This is a genomic window from Pseudoroseicyclus aestuarii, assembly GCF_003217255.1.
Classification (GTDB): domain Bacteria; phylum Pseudomonadota; class Alphaproteobacteria; order Rhodobacterales; family Rhodobacteraceae; genus Pseudoroseicyclus; species Pseudoroseicyclus aestuarii.
The window spans coordinates 84674-103639 of the sequence record NZ_QJTE01000007.1; the positions used below are offsets into that span (position 1 = coordinate 84674).

The 18966-nt window shown below is 63.0% G+C and carries 13 protein-coding genes and 1 pseudogene; 12 read left to right on the top strand and 2 right to left on the bottom strand.

Translation table 11 applies throughout. The features are described from left to right. Nucleotides 1-109: 109 nt before the first annotated feature. From DFP88_RS15095 to DFP88_RS15110, 4 genes are read left to right on the top strand one after another with little or no spacing between them, the layout of a single operon-like run. Nucleotides 110-1150, top strand: coding sequence for a hemin-degrading factor (locus DFP88_RS15095; protein ID WP_110815529.1), 1041 nt, complete (start codon nucleotides 110-112; stop codon nucleotides 1148-1150). Further along, complete coding sequence (locus DFP88_RS15100) at nucleotides 1147-1998, top strand: heme/hemin ABC transporter substrate-binding protein (RefSeq protein WP_110815530.1); 852 nt, start codon at nucleotides 1147-1149, stop codon at nucleotides 1996-1998. The genes DFP88_RS15095 and DFP88_RS15100 overlap by 4 nt, the downstream gene beginning before the upstream one ends. Before the next feature lies 1 nt (nucleotide 1999). Continuing rightward, entirely contained in the window at nucleotides 2000-3103 is a 1104-nt protein-coding gene (locus DFP88_RS15105; protein WP_110815531.1) for a FecCD family ABC transporter permease, read from the top strand. Then, a complete protein-coding gene (locus tag DFP88_RS15110; protein ID WP_110815532.1) occupies nucleotides 3103-3888 on the top strand; it encodes a heme ABC transporter ATP-binding protein in 786 nt (261 codons plus the stop codon). Before DFP88_RS15105 ends, DFP88_RS15110 begins: the two co-directional genes overlap by 1 nt. Nucleotides 3889-4120: 232 nt before the next feature. On the opposite strand, the gene DFP88_RS15115 is transcribed toward DFP88_RS15110, so the two are convergent. Then, entirely contained in the window at nucleotides 4121-6094 is a 1974-nt protein-coding gene (locus DFP88_RS15115) for a TonB-dependent receptor domain-containing protein (RefSeq protein ID WP_110815533.1), read from the bottom strand. A gap of 405 nt (nucleotides 6095-6499) precedes the next feature. Between DFP88_RS15115 and DFP88_RS17380 the strand changes: the two are divergent. From DFP88_RS17380 to DFP88_RS15145, 6 genes and pseudogenes are all read left to right on the top strand, one after another. After that, nucleotides 6500-6741, top strand: a pseudogene (locus DFP88_RS17380) (integrase core domain-containing protein); the annotation flags it as partial. 273 nt (nucleotides 6742-7014) lie between these two features. Further along, nucleotides 7015-8007 (top strand): iron-siderophore ABC transporter substrate-binding protein, encoded by a 993-nt coding sequence (locus DFP88_RS15125; RefSeq protein WP_110815534.1) that lies wholly within the window; start codon nucleotides 7015-7017, stop codon nucleotides 8005-8007. A gap of 47 nt (nucleotides 8008-8054) precedes the next feature. Beyond that, complete coding sequence (locus tag DFP88_RS15130; RefSeq protein ID WP_110815554.1) at nucleotides 8055-9044, top strand: FecCD family ABC transporter permease; 990 nt, start codon at nucleotides 8055-8057, stop codon at nucleotides 9042-9044. Continuing rightward, nucleotides 9041-10102, top strand: coding sequence for a FecCD family ABC transporter permease (locus tag DFP88_RS15135; protein WP_110815535.1), 1062 nt, complete (start codon nucleotides 9041-9043; stop codon nucleotides 10100-10102). Before DFP88_RS15130 ends, DFP88_RS15135 begins: the two co-directional genes overlap by 4 nt. A 29-nt stretch (nucleotides 10103-10131) precedes the next feature. After that, nucleotides 10132-10923 carry an ABC transporter ATP-binding protein gene (locus DFP88_RS15140; protein WP_181418675.1) on the top strand — a complete coding sequence of 264 codons (792 nt, stop codon included), beginning with the start codon at nucleotides 10132-10134 and terminating at the stop codon, nucleotides 10921-10923. A gap of 135 nt (nucleotides 10924-11058) precedes the next feature. Further along, on the top strand, nucleotides 11059-13179 hold the full coding sequence (locus tag DFP88_RS15145; RefSeq protein WP_110815537.1) for a TonB-dependent siderophore receptor: 2121 nt from the start codon (nucleotides 11059-11061) through the stop codon (nucleotides 13177-13179). A gap of 108 nt (nucleotides 13180-13287) precedes the next feature. Here DFP88_RS15145 and DFP88_RS15150 read toward each other — a convergent pair whose 3' ends face one another. Continuing rightward, nucleotides 13288-13632 (bottom strand): hypothetical protein, encoded by a 345-nt coding sequence (locus DFP88_RS15150; RefSeq protein ID WP_146227526.1) that lies wholly within the window; start codon nucleotides 13630-13632, stop codon nucleotides 13288-13290. Nucleotides 13633-14081: 449 nt separating this feature from the next. Here DFP88_RS15150 and DFP88_RS15155 point away from each other — a divergent pair, with 449 nt between their 5' ends. Continuing rightward, nucleotides 14082-16127, top strand: a complete 2046-nt coding sequence (locus tag DFP88_RS15155) for a site-specific DNA-methyltransferase (protein WP_110815539.1) — start codon at nucleotides 14082-14084, stop codon at nucleotides 16125-16127. 4 nt (nucleotides 16128-16131) lie between these two features. Continuing rightward, nucleotides 16132-18837 carry a restriction endonuclease gene (locus DFP88_RS15160; protein WP_110815540.1) on the top strand — a complete coding sequence of 902 codons (2706 nt, stop codon included), beginning with the start codon at nucleotides 16132-16134 and terminating at the stop codon, nucleotides 18835-18837. The last annotated feature ends 129 nt before the right edge of the window (nucleotides 18838-18966 follow it).

Here is an 18966-nt window from a genome sequence, read left to right on the forward strand (position 1 = left end):
CCGGCCAGGGCCACACCGCTTGCGACGGCGCGGCGAGGCGCGTAGACGTTGATCGAATCGCGTCGCCAGCAGCTCCGCCAGTCGCACGTGCCTTAACAAGGTAGAGCTGATGACCAACAATACCCCCGCCGCACTGCGTGCGGCACGCCTCTCAAGCACTTTGCGCGACCGCGACCTGGCAGCCGAACTGGGTGTGACGGAGGCGGCCCTTCTTGCCGCCCAAACCGGCGCCGACGTGGTCCGCATCGACTCCGGCGTCGACCGGCTGATCCCGGCGGTTCAGGAGTTGGGCGAGGTCATGGCGCTGACCCGCAACGACAGCACCGTGCATGAACGGGTAGGGCGGTATCTGGACTTCCGGCCCGGCAACCACGCCGCAGGTGTGTTCGGGCCCGAGATCGACCTGCGCCTGTTTCCCGCCCATTGGTGCCACGCCTTCGCCGTGACGCGGCAGACCGAGCGGGGAACGACGCGCAGCGTGCAGGTCTTCGACGCCGCCGGCGACGCGGTGCACAAGGTGCATCTGCGGGAGGGGTCGGACGTGGGGGCCTTCCAGCGGCTGATCGACACGCTGCGGCTGGACCTTCAGGACGACGGTTTCGCGGCCGACCCGCGCAAGCCGGCCGAGGAGTTGCGGACCAATCCCGAAAAGCTGGACGAGCTGCGCGAGGCGTGGCGCCGGATGACGGACACGCATCAGTTCATGCGGCTGACAGGGCGCCTAGGGATGAATCGTCTCGGCGCCTATCGCGGCGTCGGCGCGCCCTTCGTGCGGGCACTCGATCCGCGGCTGTCCGGCGACCTGCTGCGCCGGCTGGCCGAGACCGGGCAGGAGGTCATCCTGTTCGTCGGCAATCGCGGCTGCATCCAGATCCACTGGGGTCCGGTCGAACGGATCGTGCCGTCCGGCCCGTGGATCAACGTGCTGGACCCGCGCTTCAACCTGCACCTTAGGGCCGACCGCGTGGCGGAAGTCTGGGCGGTGGAAAAGCCGACGCGCCGGGGGCCGGCTCTGTCGGTCGAGGCGTTCGATAAGGACGGCACGCTGCTGTACCAGATCTTCGGCAAGCGCAACGAAACCGAGGATCATACCGAAAGCTGGGCGCGGCTCGTCGCCGAGCTGCCCGACGCGGCCGAGGTGCCGGCATGAGGCGCCGCGCGGTTCTTGCAGTCCTTGCCCTTCTCGCGGCGGGACGCGCCGGGGCAGAGCAGTATCCCGACACCCGGCAGATCGTCTCGATCGGCGGGCCGATAACCGAAATCGTCTATGCGCTCGGCCAGCAGAACCGGCTAGTGGCGCGCGACACGACCTCGACCTATCCCGAGGCCGCGACCGATCTACCCGATGTCGGTTACATGCGGCAGCTGTCGCCCGAAGGGGTGCTGTCGGTCGGGCCGGACCTGATCCTCGCCCGCGAAACCTCGGGCCCGCCAGAGACGATGCAGGTGCTCGGAGAGGCCGGGATCCCGGTGGTTCTGGTGCCGGACCGCTTCGACGCCGAAGGCGTGTCCGAAGCCGTGCGCATGGTGGGCGACGCTTTAGGAGAGGCGGACGCCGCCGAGGCGATGGCGCAGCGGATCGAGGCGCAGTTCGCGGCGCTTCGGCAGGGTGTGGAGGCGCGCCCTGACGCGCTTCGCGTGCTGTTCGTGCTGTCGGTGGACGGCGGCCGGCTGAACGTCGCGGGCAGCGGCACCGGCGCCGACGGACTCCTGTCGCTGGCCGGCGGCACGAACGTGATGGGCTCGGCGTTCGGGGGCTACAAGCTGATCACCGACGAGGCGCTGATCGAGGCGGCGCCGGACGCGATCCTGATGATGGATTCGACCGGCGACCATTCGCTCGCGGACGAGGCGGTGCTGACGATCCCCGCAGTGACGGCGACGCCCGCCGGGCAGGCCGGGCGCGTGGTGCGCGTGCCGGACTGGGCGCTTGGCTTCGGACCACGGACGCCGGAGGCGGCGCGCGACCTGCACGACGCCCTGTTCGGGACACCGTGACATGTCGCTGCTGGAGCAGGTTCGGCAACCACGTCGGCGTGGGCGCGCCGCGGTCGAGGCAATCGCGGGCGACCGCACCGATCGAGCGCGCCTGCTGACGGCTGCCCTATGCGCCGCCCTTGTTCTGGTGGCCCTAGCAAGCCTCGGCTGGGGCGCGGCGGACGACACGCGCGCTCTTCCGGCGCTTCTGTCCCGGTTCGGGCTCGCGGAGGCCGAGCTGCGCGACAGGGTGATCGTGTGGGGCGTGCGGATGCCGCGGATGGTGCTGGGCGTGCTGGTGGGAGCGGCGCTCGCGGTTACCGGGGCGGTGATGCAAGGCCTGTTCCGCAACCCGCTGGCGGATCCCGGGCTTGTCGGGGTCAGTGCCGGGGCGGGGCTCGGCGCGGTCTCCGGCATCGTTCTGGCCGGAGCGCTGCCCGCTCTTCTCACCGGATGGCTGGGGCTGTGGCTGGTGCCCGCGGCCGCCTTCGCCGGCGGCTGGACCTCGACCTTGCTTCTTTATGCCATCGCCACCCGTCAGGGGCGCACATCGGTTGCCACGATGCTGCTGGCGGGGATCGCGCTGGCCGCGCTGACCGGCGCGTTAACTGGAATCATCGTCTACCGCGCCACCGACCAGCAGCTGCGCGACCTGACCTTCTGGGGGATGGGATCGCTTGCCGGCGCGAACTGGAGCCGGGTGATGCTGGCGGCCCCGCTGATCTTGGCCGCGCTGGCCGCGGCGCCCTTCCTCGCCCGCGCCCTCAACGCGCTGGCACTGGGCGAGGCAGCGGCTGCGCATCTGGGCGTGCCGGTGCAGCGGATGAAGACCATCGCGATCCTGACGGTGGCCGCAGCGGTCGGCGCCTCGGTCTCGGTGACGGGCGGCATCGGCTTCATCGGCATCGTCGTGCCGCACCTTCTGCGCCTGATGCAGGGGCCGGATCACCGCTACCTGTTGCCGAATGCCGCGCTGCTTGGTGCGCTTCTGCTGCTTTTGGCGGATGGCATCGCCCGCACCGTCATCGCCCCGGCAGAACTGCCGATCGGCATCGTCACCGCCACGCTGGGCGGGCCGTTCTTCATGTGGATCCTGCTGCGCAACCGCGCTGTGATGGACCTGTGATGCTGGAGGCAACCGGCATCCGCGTCACGCTTGGCTGGCGCGAGATCTTGCGCGGCATCGACCTGTTCGCCCGCCCCGGAGAGGTGACAGCGATCGTCGGCCCGAATGGGTCCGGCAAGACGACCCTGCTGCGCGCCCTGACCGGCGAGGTGGATCATGACGGGCAGATCCGGCTGAACGGCCAGGATGTGGACCGCCTGCGCCCTTGGCAGCTTGCCGCCATGCGGGCGGTGCTGCCGCAGGCGACGGCGCTGGCCTTTCCCTTTACCGTGCTCGAGGTGGTGCGGCTGGGACTTGCCGCGGGCTTGGGCGCGGCGCGCGCCGACCTTCCTGGCAAGGCGTTGCGACGGGTTGGCCTGCCGGGCTTCGAAGGGCGGCTGTATCAGCAGCTCTCGGGCGGCGAGAAGCAGCGTGTCCATTTGGCCCGCGTGCTCGTTCAGATCTGGGAACCGGTGGCCCATGGCGCGCCACGCTGGATGTTCCTGGACGAGCCGGTGTCGAGCCTCGATATCGGGCACCAGCTTCAGGTGATGCAGGTCGCGCGGGACTTCGCGCGCGCGGGCGGGGGCGTTATCGCGGTGATGCATGATCTGAACCTGACGGCGATGTTCGCCAGCAGCGTCGCGCTGATGGAACAGGGCCTCATCACGGGGTTTGGCAGCCCGGATGATGTGCTGACCGACGCCGCCCTGTCCCGCGCCTACGACTGCCGCCTGAGGACGAACCACGCGCCGGTCACCGGCCGCTGGATCCTGCCGCAAGGGGCCGAGGCCGGCCTGTCCTGAGGGCGAGCCTCCGGGTCGTCGGCCCGTGCCCGGTTCCGCGTATCGCGCGGCATGATCCGCCGGACCTGGTAGGTCCGACAGGGCTCGCCCGCGGCAGCCGCAGGAAGCCCGCAACGCTCCCCAAACCCGCTGTCCAAAACGCTTGCGACCCCGCCGTGGGGACGGGGCCGCTGCTGCGGGGCATGGTCCGCAATTCGGGCAAGGCGAGGGAACCCCCTGCCCGGATCTCCGATCAGAACGTCTTGGTCAGACCGACGAGGATGTTTCGCCCCTCGGCTGGCCGTGTCGCGAGGTGCGGGGTGTAGTCCCGGTCGAAGGCGTTCTCGACCGCCAGCCGCACCTCGAGGTCATCACCGTGGCTGCCAAGTTCGGGCCGCCACGTGGCGCGCAGGTTGTGAACTGCATAGCCGGGGCTGGTCACGGCCGCGTCCTCCACCTCGGCTGCCGCATGAACCTCCCAGCTCACGTCCAGCGCCTCGCCCCAGCGCTTGCCCAGAGTCACCCGCAGGTCGTCGGCCGGAATGCCGCGCCATAGCTCTTCGCTGTCCCGTGCCTTGCCATCCTGAATGTTGCCGTTGAGGTCGACATAGAAACCCGAACCGTGGCTGTAGGACGCTTCAAGCTCAAAGCCGTCCAGATCGACGCCGGTGACGCCGCTGTATGAGGTCACGTCCCACAGCGCGGTCGTGTAGGCGTTCGCTCTGATCTCCAGCTGGTCGCCGCTCGACAACAGGCTGCCCCGATCCCACGACGCGCCGACCTCGAACGTGCGCGCCTTTTCCGACGTCTCCATGTAGACGGGGAAGTTGGCGCTAGCCGGGTCGAGGTCGTCGATGATCGGCAGGCTTTCGGTATAGGCGGCACTGGCGAAGACCGAGACGCCGCCGCCGACCTCCTGCAGGACCGTCAGCGCGCCCATCAGCGCGTCATTGTCGAAATCGCCGGCCGCGTCGTTGCCGACTCTCTGGCTTTCGTAGCGCAGGGCGGGCGTCAGCGTCGTGCCGCTTCCGAACCGCATGTCGTCCACGGCAAAGAGCGCAATGCGATCGTCCTGCCCGCCGGGAGCGGAGTTCGCGTCCAGCCGGTCACGGCGCGACAGCTCGACCGCCGTGCGCAGATCGTGTCCGACCGCGCCGGTAGTCAACTGGGCGGTGTTGCGCACCGTCAGCTTGGTCGTCTCGTAGTCGTGGTCCGCGTTCACCACGTCATAGCCGCCCGGCGGCGCAAAGGCGGAACTGCCTTCTATATACTGTTGGTCGATGGTCTGGCTGGCGTAGGTCAGCTGCACCTGCATCTGAACCAGCGGCGAGGCCGGGTCGTAATCCCAGGTTAGCGCGGCGGTGCTGCTGTCGATGTCGCGATCGACGTTGCCGAAGGCGCCGCCTACGGTGCTGAAGCTGTCATAAGGCACGTCGCGATCCGACGCCGACGTCTCGGTGTAGGTCAGCGTCAACGACTGGTCCGGCGTGATCTGACCGCGAATCTTGAACAGGGAAGACGGCGTTGCGGAGGCGGAGTTGTTGATCGTCGTGCCGCTGCCGTCGTCCTGATCGTCCTGCTCGCGCCAGGTGTAGTTCGCGAGGAATTCCCAGCGGTCGCTCAGTTGCCAGCCCAGTGTCGTGCTGCTGGTCAGACCGTCCCCGTTGCTCGAGTATTGCAGGCCCTGCCGGATGCGGTATCCGACGTCACCGCCCGTCAGGTCCGACGCGTCGATTGTGTCGAGACGGACCAGCCCGCCCACCGCGCCGGAGCCGTATTCGAGGGTGCCGGCGATGCCGCGCACCACCTCCACCTCGCGGAACAGCGCGGGGTCGGTGTAGAGTTGCGTGCCAATCCGGTACAGTTCCTCGGACCCGACGCTGGCGCCGTCGATCTGGATCAGCACCTTCTGGTCCGTGCCATAGGTGCCGTTGGCGCCGAAGCCGCGGATGTTGATACCCGACCCGGACGGGGTTCCGCCATTGACCAGCGTGACGCCGGGGACCGAGTCGACGATCTCGGCGATGGTATCGGGAACTCGGTCGGCGATCTCTTCCCCGTCGATCTGGGTAACCGAGGCGGCAGAGTCGGTGGCGACATTGCGTTTGCTCTGGACGATGATGGGAGGCAGCTCGACGGCGCCGGTCTGTTGCGCGGTGGCCGGAAGGGCCATCGACAAGGCAACCGGAAGCGCAAGCCTGCCACCGCGCGTGATGCGGTTGGGCATGGGTGTTTCCTGTAGGTTTTGGGGAGGGCTTGCTTCGACGCTGGCCATTCTAGAGGCCGGGATCCGGCACTCGCACACAAGGGCCCTAAGCGAGCTTACTGTTTTAGTCAAGTATTTGCCTGACCATCAGGATTTTTTCGAGGCGAACGGCGCGACGGCTCAGCTTGGCCTCGGTTCACATGACCTGAGCCCCGCATCCTTCTCCAGTTTGAGGTAGAACCCGCTCCAACCGAGGAGGCGGACGACAAAGCAATCGAGGTTCAGCGAGGAGCAGATCATCGCAATGTTGAAGGAAGAGGGTCGACGCACCGCGTGGACGGCATGGCGGCGGCCGATGTCTGCCGCAAGCACGGGGTGAGATTGACCTCGATGGCGATCCTGTCGTGGTTCCAGAGCACCGATTTCGAGTGGCACTACATTGCCCCCGGCAAGCCGGCGCAAAACGCTCGCAGTGGCCTTGGACCGGTGGCGGTTCACCACACGCCGTCGAGAGCTTCAACGAGCGGCTTCGTGACGAGCTCTTGAACGAGACACTGTTCTCGACCCTGGGCAAGGCCCGGCAGCAGATTCACGCCTAGCAGGACGACTACAACCACCACAGCCTGCACTCCGGCCTTGGGACCAAGATCCCGGCTGAATTCATGGCAATGACGGAATTGGGAATGCGCGCCGCGTAGCCCCAAAATTCAAACTGCGGGTTCTCCGATTGGCCGGACGAGAGTTGGGTCTCAGGTCATAACCTCCTCGTACTGGGAGACCAGCATGCAGCAGCCAGAGGCCCTTACGACTATCCGGATTTTCGGTTGAGAGCTCATGGACTCGTGCCAAGGATGGAAAGCATGTTGTTGACCAAAATTGTCGACATGCTACGGGTACCGGAAGCGCGGCTGATCTGGCCCTGACGCACTACGAGGACACACATGCTTCTAACACGGATCTTCGTCGGTACGGCTGTTAGCGGGGTCGCAATCGGGGCTGCAGGCGTATCGCAGGCACAGGACGGCAGATTTCCTGTTACAATCAAACATGCCTTCGGTAACACCACGATCGAAGCTGCACCGGAGCGCATCGCAACAGTGAACTGGGGTAATCACGAGGTGCCGCTGGCGCTCGGCGTCGTGCCGGTTGGCTTCGTCCAAAGCACATGGGGCGACGAGGACGGCGATGGGCTAATGCCCTGGGTCGCCGAGGCCCTTGAGGAACTGGGAGCCGAGGTTCCGGCCCTGTTCGACGAAGGGGACGGTATCGATTTCGAGGCCGTCGCCGCGACGGAACCGGACGTTATCCTCGCCATGTACTCTGGTATCAGCGAAAATGATTACACTCTTCTCAACGAAATAGCCCCGACCATCGCCTATCCCGAGACCGCCTGGACGACGAGCTGGCGAGAGATGATCGAGATGGGCGCTGCCGCCATAGGCATGACAGAGGAGGGCGAAGCGCTGATCGCCGACATTGAGCAGGATATCGCAGATGCGGTTGCAGCCCATCCGGAGCTTGAGGGCAAGACAGCGATGTACATCACGCATGTCGACACGACCGACCTCAGCACGATCAGCTTCTATTCCGGCGCCGATCCGCGCGTCGACTTTCTTCAGGAGCTTGGCCTGACGCTGCCTCAGGCGGTGATCGACGCTGGCGAAGCGGGCCAGTACAATGGCTCGGTCTCGGCCGAGCGGATCGACCTTCTCAACGACGTGGATATCGGTATTACCTATGCCGGGCAGGAGCTCGTAGATACACTCGAGGCCGATCCTCTGACCGCGCAGCTGCCGGTGGTCGCCAAAGGCGGCATGGTCACGCTGGGCGGCGGCACACTCGGCGCGGCGGCGAACCCTACGCCGCTGGGCATGCAGTACACGCTCGACATCTTCGTGGATCGTCTCGCCGAAGCGGCCAGCGGCGCCGAGTGATTGCTAGCGTCAAGCGGAGTGGTGTGGAGCACCGGTCCACGCCGCCCATGCCCCCGAAGCCTTTCTGGCTGGCGCTCGGGTTCGCCGGAGTTCTTGCCTGCTGCGGGCTGTCCATCGTGATCGGAGTGCGCGTGGTGAGTGGGGCTGATCTCCTCGCGGGGCTGAGCGGGTCGGTCGAAAACATCTCGCAGGCGGCCATCGCCAAACGTATCCCGCGCACAATCATGGCGGCTTTAGGGGGGGCGGCGCTCGGCCTGTCGGGGGCGGTGATGCAGGCGATTACACGAAATCCGCTCGCCGATCCTGGAATCCTCGGCGTCAATGCCGGTGCGGCCTTTGCGGTGACGCTGGGGATCGCTTGGTTCGGCATGGCTCTGTCAGTCACCTACGTAGCGGTCGCAATTCTCGGCGCGGCACTAGCGGCGGCTTTTGTCTATGTCGTCGGGTCCGCAGGGCCGGGGGGCGCAACGCCGTTGAAACTGGCTTTGGCGGGAACGGCCACTTCTGTCGCGCTCGCCTCACTGATGAACGCGGTGATCCTGGGTCGGAACGACATCGCGAATTCGGTGCAGTACTGGATGGTCGGTGGGGTCGGCGGCGTGACGATGGACCGCGTCGGGCTAGTGGCGCCGTTTCTCGCGCTAGGGTTCGTGCTTGGAGCTTGGACTGCGCCTCGCCTTAACTCCCTCGCTCTGGGCGACGAGCTTGCCGCTGGGGTGGGAGAAAACGTTGCCTTAACGCGGGCCGTCTCTGCGCTCGGCGCGGTCATCTTGGCCGGGGCGACTACGGCGATCTGTGGGCCGATCGGTTTCGTGGGCTTGGCCGTTCCGCATATGTGCCGGTTGATCATCGGCGTCGATCACCGCTGGCTCCTGCCGCTCTCGGCCTTCGGCGGTGCGATCCTTTTGTTGGCGGCGGACGTGCTGGGACGCGTTCTGGTGCGTCCAGCGGAGCTTGAGGTGGGGATCGTGACGGCCTTGGTCGGTGTGCCGATCTTCATCATCATTGTTCGGCGGCAGCGGGTCCGGGACCTATGACTAGGGCGCCGGGACTAGCACCGGAACCAAGCCCGGGGAGCGCCCTCGTACGAGACCTGCGCCGCCGCGCTTCGCGGCGCTGGCTGGCTACCCTGCTGGCACTGGCGTCTATCGTCCTGGCAGCCTTCGCCCTGACACTCGTGCTGGGGCAAAGCTACACGCCGCCAGTGCAGGTTTTGGCGGTGCTGCGGGGAGAGGACGTGCCCGGAGCCAGCTTCACCGTGGGGCGGCTCCGACTCCCGCGAGCAACTTTAGCCATTCTTGCGGGGCTGTGCTTCGGTCTCGCAGGCGCGGCCTTCCAAACCCTCCTACGCAACCCGCTCGCCAGTCCCGACATCATCGGCATCAGCTATGGGGCGAGCGCGGCCGCTAGTGTAGCTATCGTATTTTTTGGCCTTTCGGGCGCGGCGGTCACCGCTTTCGCGGTTGCTGCCGGGCTAGGTGTTTCGACCCTGATTTATCTGCTCGCTTACAAAGACGGGGCCGCCGGTACCCGTTTGATCCTGATGGGGATCGGGATCGCCGCCCTGCTCCAGAGCGTAATTACCTACACGCTCAGCCGCGCCTCAGAGTGGAGTCTGCAGGACGCGCTGCGCTGGCTTGCTGGCAGTGTGAATGCGGCCAGTTGGGGGCAGGTCCTGCCGCTGTTGATCGTTCTCCCTCTACTCGGCCTGCCGCTGCTGGCGACATCGCGAGATCTGGAAACGCTCCGCCTCGGCGACGACGCGGCACAAGCAACAGGCGTACGGGTCGGCCTCGTGCGTCTTGTCGTACTGCTGACGGCCACAGGACTGATCTGCTTCGCGACGGCGGCGGCGGGGCCGATCTCTTTCGTAGCCTTTCTAGCAGGGCCTATCACTGCGCGGCTGACGGGCTCAGGACGGTCGTTGTTGCTGCCAGCGGCGCTTACAGGCGCCGCGCTTGTGATCCTGGCCGATTACGCGGGCCAGTTCCTGCTGCCTTCCCGCTATCCGGTCGGGATCGTTACTGGGGCCTTCGGTGCAGTTTATCTTCTCTATCTCATTGGCCGGGTAAATCGCAGGGGGGCCGCACTGTGATGTCGTCCGGACCACGCCCGCCACGCTTGATGGCTGAAGGGCTCTTTGCCGGCTATGATGGACGGCAAGTGCTGCATGGCGTCGATCTGACAGTCGAGACCGGGGCTGTCACCGCCATCATCGGCGCAAATGCCTGCGGCAAGTCAACTCTGCTCAAGACCATGGCCCGGCTGATTATGCCTCAGGCAGGGCGGGTTCTGCTGGACGGAGAGTCGATCCATACCCGGTCGACCCGCTCCGTGGCGCGCGTTCTAGGCCTGTTGCCGCAATCGCCACTCGCCCCCGAGGGGATAACCGTAGCAGATCTTGTCGCCCGAGGGCGGAGGCCACACCAAGGCTTTCTATCGCGGCAAAGCGTGCGCGACGATGCGGCGGTGGCCACCGCGCTGGAAGCAACTGGCACGCTCGACCTAGCCGAGCGAAGCGTCGATGCACTGTCGGGCGGACAGCGCCAACGGGTGTGGATCGCCATGGCTCTGGCGCAGGAGACCGAGCTTCTGCTGCTGGACGAGCCGACGACATTTCTCGATGTGGCCCACCAGATCGAGGTGCTGGATCTGCTGATGGACATGAACGCTTCCCGCGGAATCACCGTGGTGATGGTCCTGCACGACCTCAACCTCGCCGCCCGCTATGCGGACCGTCTCGTGGCAATGAAAGCGGGACATATCTATGCGGAGGGCCCGCCGGGAGCGGTCTTCACCGCCCCCATGTTGCAAGCGGTTTTCGGCCTTAGGTGCGAGGTCATAATCGACCCGACCTCCGGCCGGCCAATGATGTTGCCAAAAGGCCGGCACCGGATGTCAGAGAGGGCGGGCTGAAGTGCCGGCTTGAGGGTCCTGTTCGTCAAGACACGGCTCGTTTCTGTTTGTGGGCCAGCGGTCGCAGGCGGGTTGCCGCCGGGTCGGAACCTTGCCAAGAACTTAATGACGATTCTTTTACTCAGGTATCTTTAGATGATCGACCGAAGCTCCTCTATCCGGCCCCGCGCCCGCCTCATCTCGGTCCTCCTGGGGGGTACGGCCTTGATCGGCCTGCCCGCGTCGGTGTCGGCGCAGAACCTTGAGGACACGTTCGAACCCCCCTATCGGCTCTCGCCGATCATTGTGAACGCCGTCATTGACGCAGATAACGACGAATATTCAGTAGTCGCGCAGGAGTTGTGGACCGGCGGCAAGATTGCCACCAGTTTACAGGACACACCTGCCTCCGTGTCGGTCGTCACCGCCGCCGAGGTGGAGGCGCGCGACGCCGAGACTCTCGAGGAGGTGCTGCAGTATACCCCCGGCGTGCACACCGATTACTACGGATCCGACGACCGCAACGACTACTTCCTCGTGCGGGGATACCAAGCCACGACCTATCGCGACGGGATGACGCTCGGCACCATGCGGGGCGTGCGCGAGACGCCGATTGCCTTCGAGCGGATCGAGGTGATCCGTGGGGCCAACTCGACGCTCTTCGGCTTCTCTGATCCTGGCGGTTCGGTCAATTTCGTCACACGCATGCCGCGGTTCGACCGGTTCGGAGAAATCTTCGGCAGCGTCGGCAGCTTCGATCGTGCCGAACTCGGTTTCGATTTTGGCGACACGCTCGACGCCCGTGAAACGCTGGCATGGCGCTTTACGGGTCAGGTCCGCGACGGAGAGCTTGAATACGAAAACTCCGAGGACGACGAGACCTTCATGATGGGCGGCCTGACTTGGGAGCCGACCTCAGCGACCTCCTTTAGCCTTGTCTTCGACCATCTGGAGCGTGACGCGACCCCGAATAGCGGCGGCTATCCGCTCGACCGGCAGTATGATCGTGGCTTGTTCTTCGGAGAGCCGGATTTCAACTACCAGAACGTCGATCGCGATACGCTTTCCGCCTTTCTGCGGCACGACTTCGGCGGCGGTTTCGATCTGGCGGCGAACTTGCGCTACAGCAATCTGTCGGACGATTACGGGTACGTCTATCTGTCCGACTTCGCCGGTCGCGCCGGGACCGAAGTTTCGCGCTACTTCATCACCACTGACAGCGAGGCGGAGGAGCTGATCGGGAACGTGATCCTGCAGTACGATCGCAGCTTCGCGGGTTTCGACAGCAGTACCCTGGCTGGTGTGGAGTTCCGGGACGCAGCCACTTCGAACGTCTCAGCCTACGGACTGGCGCCGTCCATCGATATCTCAAACCCAGTCTATGCGGGTGGGCCGACCGATCTCACCCTCTACGCCGATGACGAGACCGACTACTCGGCTCGCTCCGCCTTCTTGCAGCAGAACCTGTCTTTCGCGGACCGCTTCGTCGTCACCGCCGGCGTTCGGCACGACTGGCTGGACCTAGAAAGCACCAGCTTCGGGGTCGACAGCGCCGGCGATTTCTCCGAGACCTCCATGCGCGGAGCGCTTACTTGGCGGGCGACCGAGGTGATTTCAGCTTATGCCAGCTATGTTGAATCCGTCGCGCCGCCGACCATTGGAACTGAGCCGGAGCGGGGCGACCAGTACGAGGCCGGCGTAAAATACAGCCCCACCGGCTATAACGCGATCTTTTCGGCCGCACTATTCGAGCTGAACCGCGACAACGTGACCGTTGCGGTCGTTCAGGACGACGGCACGATCGAGCGCGAGGTGGTGGGTGAGACGCGCGTGCGTGGCTTCGAGCTGGAGGCCAAGGCCGAACTTACGGAAAATCTCGACTTGATCGCTGGCTATTCCCGTATCGACCCCATCGCTACCCGGTCCACCCTGCGGGACGGGACCGACGTGTCGGGTAACCAGTTGGCTTCCGTGCCGGAGCAGACGGCGACAATTTGGGCGAACTATACGCTTCCGGCTGGCGCGCTCGGAACGCAGACCTTCGGCGTCGGCGCCCGCTATGTCGGCGAATACTATTTCAACCTGGAGAACAACAACGGGCAGAGCGACGCGACCTGGACCCTCGATGCGGCATACAGCATCGACTTTGGCGAGACGACGTCACTTTCGCTGAACGTCAGCAACCTCCTGGACGAACAGCACGTCGTTGGACGCGGAACGGCAGATTACTACAGCCCATCGCGCAGCTTCGCGGCGACGCTACGTCGGACCTGGTAGGGCAGGCTGCCGCACCGCTCGTCATTCGAATAGGCAGGGCAATGATCGAGTAGCCCTGCCGATACGGAGCATCGGCCAAACTGCATCACCAGGCGGCGGTCGAGGTCATCAGCTGGAGCGGCCTGTGGCGACCCGCAGCTCAATGTAAATCCAGCCGCTCCTGGAGTCCCGGGCGCCGTTCGCGCCTGTGATCTGAGGCTGAGCAATCGAGCGACGAGCAAAGCAACCCTCATGCGCAGCGAGCCGGGCGATTGCGGTGGTCAGCGGAGTCAGGAGTGCGGTCTCGGCCCGCAGGCGAGCGTGGCAGGTGCCGGCGGGCAGGATATCTCCGCCCAGCCGGCGGTGGAACCAGTCACGCGCGCCCGCCACGGCCGCGGATCCGACGAGTAGCGCTCGGACGGCGAGGAACTCCATCAGCCAGTCATCTTTGGCGATGAGGATGGCCTCGCGCACCGCTAGCCGAGACTTAGGAGATCGGCAGAACCTGGACAGCAGGCGCACCAGATGACGTCATCGCGCCGTTGGGACTTTTGCAGAAACCAAGCGGGGCATCGCGCGGGCGCTCCTTTCGCCGAGGCTCCGCCGGGCCTTTGCTGCGGCTTTGACTAAGGTTCTGGGGAGGCGCGAAGCTGACCTACGCTGCGCCTAGACCGAAGGTCGTGGAAGGGCGGAAAGCGGACCTTCGCTGCACCTTGCCTGAAGGTCTCCGATGGGCGGGGTGCGGACTTTCGCTGCGTCTGGCCCGGAAATTGCACACGGGCGGCAAGCCGACACTGAGCTAAGCCTTTCTCGTTATAGCTAGCCTAAAGGGCTAGGATCTGTGACATAGCGCTCAGACGCCCTCAGTCTTGAGAAGTAAGCAACGAATTCGACAAGCGGCGACGAAGCCGTGAAGGCCAAAGATGACCGACAGACCGAAGCTTGAGCAGATCGAGCATGAAACCCCGGACCAGCGCGGCGAGCTATTGAAGCGCCTCAAGGCATCCGTGCCCGAGGCGTTTTCGGACGGGAAGCTGGATATAGAGGCCCTGCAAGTCCTATTGGGCGATAAGTTGGCAGATGGGCCGGAGCGGTTCACCTTCACCTGGGCGGGCAAGCGGGATGCGATGGCGATGCTGCAAGCGCCGTCTTCCGCCACGCTGGCCCCGGACCCGGACAACAGCACCAACTTCGATGACGCACAGCACGTCTTTATCGAGGGTGAGAACCTTGAAGTGCTCAAGGTGCTCTACCGGTCCTACTTTGGGCGGGTGAAGCTGATCTACATCGACCCGCCCTACAACACGGGCAACGACTTCATCTATCCCGACAACTTCGCGGACCCGCTGGATCACTACCTGAAATTGACCGGCCAGCGCACTGAGGACGGTGACGACACCACCAGTAAGACAGAGACGGCAGGGCGGCTGCATTCCGGTTGGCTGTCGATGATGTATCCACGGCTGTCGCTGGCGCGTCAGTTCTTGGCTGACGAAGGCGTCATCATGATGAGCATCAACGACAAAGAGCAGCCGAACCTACGTAGGCTTGCTGATGAGGTGTTCGGGGAAGAAAACTTCATTGCGCAGCTCGTATGGGAGAAGGGGCGGAAAAACGACGCCAAGCTTTTCTCGGTCGGTCACGAATACATCATCGTTTACGGAAAATCGCTTGCCGCCTTGAAAGAAGCCGGAACAGTCTGGCGCGAGGAAAAGCCGGGGGCGCGCGAAATCTGGGACAAGTATGTCGAGTTGCGTGCCGGATACGGTGAAGACGACAAGACAATAAGTGATGCTCTGCACGAATGGTTTGGCGGGCTTCCGAAAGGGCACCCCTCAAAAAAGTGGGCCCGCTACAAGAATGTAGACAAGCACGGACCTTGGCGTGACGACAACATATCTTGGCCTGGAGGTGATGGGCCGACCTACGACGTCATCCACGACAAAACGGGAAAGCCTTGCGCTGTCCCCGAACGTGGTTGGGTATATTCAAAGCCCGAAACAATGAAGCTGAGAATCAAGCAAGGCATCGTTGAATTCCGCGAAGATCATACCGAACCTCCTATAAGGAAATCGCACCTCCGCCCAATCGCTGATGAGTTCGATGAGGAAGAGGCTCTCGACCTTGATGAAGAAGCTGGCGATGATGATGTTGAGCTGGCCACCCAGGTTCGGGGTACCTATTTCTACAAGCAATCTCAGGTCGCAGTCCGCGCGCTTCGCGACCTCATGCAAATCCCAGCCGGGGGAAAGAAAAGAGGCTACGCAAAGGTCTTCGACAACCCCAAGGACTCTGTGGAGTTGGCTCGACTGTTCAAGTATGTCTGCAACGGTACCGAACAGCCCTTGGTCATGGATTTCTTCGGCGGGTCGGGATCAAGTGCGGAAGCGGTATTGTCGCTTACTGCCGACACCAATCCTGACATGCGGTTCATAACCGTTCAGCTGCCCGAACCCTGTGATCCGAAAGACAAGACCGGCAAGGCAGCTTTGGCGGCAGGCTTCGGGACGATTGCTGACGTGGCCCGCGCACGGATTACAAAGGTGATCGAGAACATGGGCGGGGATGGCCTTGGTCTCCGCGTCTTCAAGCTTTCCGGGACATCGTTGAAACGCTGGACCGGCGTCGGAGCCAAAGACCCCGATGCCTACGCAGCACAGCTAGAAGCCTTCACCGACAGCCTCGCGCCCGGCTGGCAGACCCAAGATGTAATCTGGGAGGTTGCCTTGCGCGAAGGCTACAGCCTGATCGCCAAGATCGAAGAGTTGGACGTCGGTACAGGTCCGACCTTCTGGCGCGTGTCGGACGAAGATCGCAGCTTCACTATCTGCTTGGTCGAGGCCCTGACGCTCGATGCCGTCATCCCCTTGGGACTGACCAAGAACGACATGTTCGTCTGCCGCGACACGGCGTTGGACGACACGCTCGCCGCCAACCTCGCCCTGCAATGCCGGTTGAAGGTGATCTGAGGCCATGAAGTTCAAGTTCGACAGCGATCAGGAATATCAGGTCGATGCGGTCGAGAGCGTCGTTGGCTTGTTCGACGGTCAGGCCTTCGTGCGCAATCAGCTTACTATGCCGACCCGCGCGACCTTTCAGGTTGTTCCAAACCGGCTGGACCTGACCCCGGACCAGCTCCTCGCCAACCTTCAAAAGGTGCAGGGTAACCGGGGGCTAGACCAAGACGACAAGCTGGAAACGCTGGCCGCCAAGGTCGAGACCCTGCGCGGCGAGGAAGATATCACCTTCCCCAACTTCTCGGTCGAGATGGAGACGGGCACCGGGAAGACCTATGTCTACATCCGCACAGCGCTGCGCCTGTTTGAAACCTACGGGCTGCGCAAGTTCATCATCGTCGTGCCATCAGTTGCCGTGCGCGAAGGCGTGAAAAAGACGCTGGAAGTGACCAAGACCCACTTCGACAAGCTGTTCGGCAAGCCGCCGTATCACTTCACCGTCTACGATTCCGCTCGCAAGAGTCAGGCATCAGGGTTCGCCCTCTCTGACGGGATCGAGATCATGGTGATGACCATCGACGCTTTCAAACGCGCCGAAACCGTCATTCGCCAATCGCGCGAGGGGCTGGACCCGCCGATCTACCAGCTTCAAGAAACACGGCCTGTCTTGATATTGGACGAGCCGCAGAACATGGAAAGCGATCTGTCGGTTTCCGCGATTGCCTCGCTCAATCCGATCTGCGCCCTGCGCTACAGTGCAACCCACCGCAACGCCTACAACGTGGTCTATCGACTGACGCCGTTCGATGCCTATCGTCAAGGTCTGGTGAAGCGCATCGAGGTTGCATCGGTGGTTCAGCAGGACAATGAGAACCTGCCGTTCGTGCGAGTTGAAGAGCTGAACGCAACCAAGCGAACCGTAAGCGCCAAACTGAGCGTTCACAAGCTCATGGCGACCGGGAAGATTCAAGAAAAACCTATCACGGTTCGAAGCGGCGATAGTCTGGTCGAAAAGACTGGCCGCGCTGAATACGAAGGTTTTGTCGTGGACGAGATCAACCCCGGTTCGGGTTTCATCCGCTTCGCAAACAGTCAGGAGCTGGCCATTGGCGGCGAACAAGGCTCCGACCGCGATGCGATCTTCGAAGCGCAGATCGCCTTTACCATCGAGGAGCACTTTCGCCGCCAACGCCGCTTGAAGGAACACGGCATCAAGGTTTTGTCGCTGTTCTTCATCGATAAAGTGGACAACTACGCCCCCGACGATGGCAAGTTGAAGCTGATGTTCGTCAAGGCGTTTGACGAGATCAAACAGCGGTACGACGAATGGAAAGACGTAAAAGCCGACGATGTGCAGAAGTCCTATTTCGCCACCAAGACAAAGAAGACGGGCGAGACGGAAGTCTTGGACAGCACGGGCAAGACCAAGCAGGACGACGAGGCCTTCAACCTCATAATGCGTGAGAAGGAGCGTCTGCTTTCCTTTGAGGAACCTGTTGCGTTCATCTTCTCGCATTCCGCGCTTCGTGAAGGCTGGGACAATCCGAACGTCTTTCAAATCTGCACTATGCGCGAAGTTGGCAGCGATACCGAACGCCGTCAGCAGGTCGGACGCGGTGTGCGCCTTCCCGTCAATCAGGATGGTGATCGCATCCGTGACGAACAGATCAACGTCCTGACGGTCATCGCCAGCGAAACCTACGAACGGTTTGTCGTGGCCCTGCAAAGCGAAATCGAGCGGGAATACGGGAAAGAAGGCGTCCCGCCGCCCCCGCCCAATCAGCGCAAGCGAAAGACGATCAAGCTGCGCAAACATTTCCTACTCAAACCAGAGTTCAAGGAGCTGTGGGAGAAGATCAAGCATAAGACCCGGTATTCCGTGCAGATCGACACGGCGAAATTAGTGGCCGACACCGTCGTCGAGCTTGACGAAGCGACCATCAGCAAGCCCCGCATCACGGTTTCAAAAGCCAACATTCGGGTCGATCAGGCCGAAGACTTCTTTGAACCAATCGTCTTGAGCGGCGCAAAGACCGCTGTTGACCTCGCAGGTCGCTATCCGCTCCCGAACCTATTCGAGGTGATGGAAAGCATGATGGAGAACACTTCCCCCCCGATGCGATTGTCACGGCGCACCCTGCTGGAAGTTTTCCAGAAGACAGCCAAACGCTGCGAGGCCACCGAAAATCCACACGAATTTGCGATCACTGCCGTCAATATCCTTAAAGCCAAACTTGCGGACCAAATGGTCAACGGGATCAAGTACGAGAAAGACGGCACTTGGTATGAACAGACCCATTTCGCTGATGAAATTCAGACTTGGGAGGACTATCTCGTACCCAGCGAAGAGATCGCAGGTGTGGGCGGAACGCATCTCTACGATGGAGTGAAGTGGGACTCCCCAACCATCGAGAAGCCGTTTGCCGAAAGCCTTGAGAAAATGGTGAATGTCAAACTCTACATCAAGCTGCCGCACTGGTTCACCATCGACACGCCTATTGGGCGCTACAATCCAGATTGGGCAATCGTCATGGATGATCCAGAAAACGATGAAGAGCGGCTTTATTTGGTCCGGGAAACCAAAGGATCACTCGACTTAAACGATCTGCGACCTGACGAAAGGAGAAAGATCATTTGTGGCCGAAAGCACTTTGGCGAGGCACTTTCAACAAGTTATCAAGTCGTGAAGGTTGCTGAAGAACTACCGGATGGTGGGGTTTGAGGAGCCAACAAACCCCTCATGAAGTTTGAAGGTCTGGCCTGCTGCCGGTTTCGTGGACGCCGAGATAAGGTGTTTAACGGAACTGGAGATTTGGAATGCAGAGAAGGAAATTCAGCCGCGAGTTCAAGC

What these genes read in the sequence shown, in the direction of transcription:
- DFP88_RS15095 (WP_110815529.1), top strand. Translation starts at nt 110, where the DNA reads ATGACCAACAATACCCCCGCCGCACTGCGTGCGGCACGCCTCTCAAGC.
- DFP88_RS15100 (WP_110815530.1), top strand. Translation starts at nt 1,147, where the DNA reads ATGAGGCGCCGCGCGGTTCTTGCAGTCCTTGCCCTTCTCGCGGCGGGA.
- DFP88_RS15105 (WP_110815531.1), top strand. Translation starts at nt 2,000, where the DNA reads ATGTCGCTGCTGGAGCAGGTTCGGCAACCACGTCGGCGTGGGCGCGCC.
- DFP88_RS15110 (WP_110815532.1), top strand. Translation starts at nt 3,103, where the DNA reads ATGCTGGAGGCAACCGGCATCCGCGTCACGCTTGGCTGGCGCGAGATC.
- DFP88_RS15115 (WP_110815533.1), bottom strand. Translation starts at nt 6,094, where the DNA reads ATGCCCAACCGCATCACGCGCGGTGGCAGGCTTGCGCTTCCGGTTGCC.
- DFP88_RS15125 (WP_110815534.1), top strand. Translation starts at nt 7,015, where the DNA reads ATGCTTCTAACACGGATCTTCGTCGGTACGGCTGTTAGCGGGGTCGCA.
- DFP88_RS15130 (WP_110815554.1), top strand. Translation starts at nt 8,055, where the DNA reads ATGCCCCCGAAGCCTTTCTGGCTGGCGCTCGGGTTCGCCGGAGTTCTT.
- DFP88_RS15135 (WP_110815535.1), top strand. Translation starts at nt 9,041, where the DNA reads ATGACTAGGGCGCCGGGACTAGCACCGGAACCAAGCCCGGGGAGCGCC.
- DFP88_RS15140 (WP_181418675.1), top strand. Translation starts at nt 10,132, where the DNA reads ATGGCTGAAGGGCTCTTTGCCGGCTATGATGGACGGCAAGTGCTGCAT.
- DFP88_RS15145 (WP_110815537.1), top strand. Translation starts at nt 11,059, where the DNA reads ATGATCGACCGAAGCTCCTCTATCCGGCCCCGCGCCCGCCTCATCTCG.
- DFP88_RS15155 (WP_110815539.1), top strand. Translation starts at nt 14,082, where the DNA reads ATGACCGACAGACCGAAGCTTGAGCAGATCGAGCATGAAACCCCGGAC.
- DFP88_RS15160 (WP_110815540.1), top strand. Translation starts at nt 16,132, where the DNA reads ATGAAGTTCAAGTTCGACAGCGATCAGGAATATCAGGTCGATGCGGTC.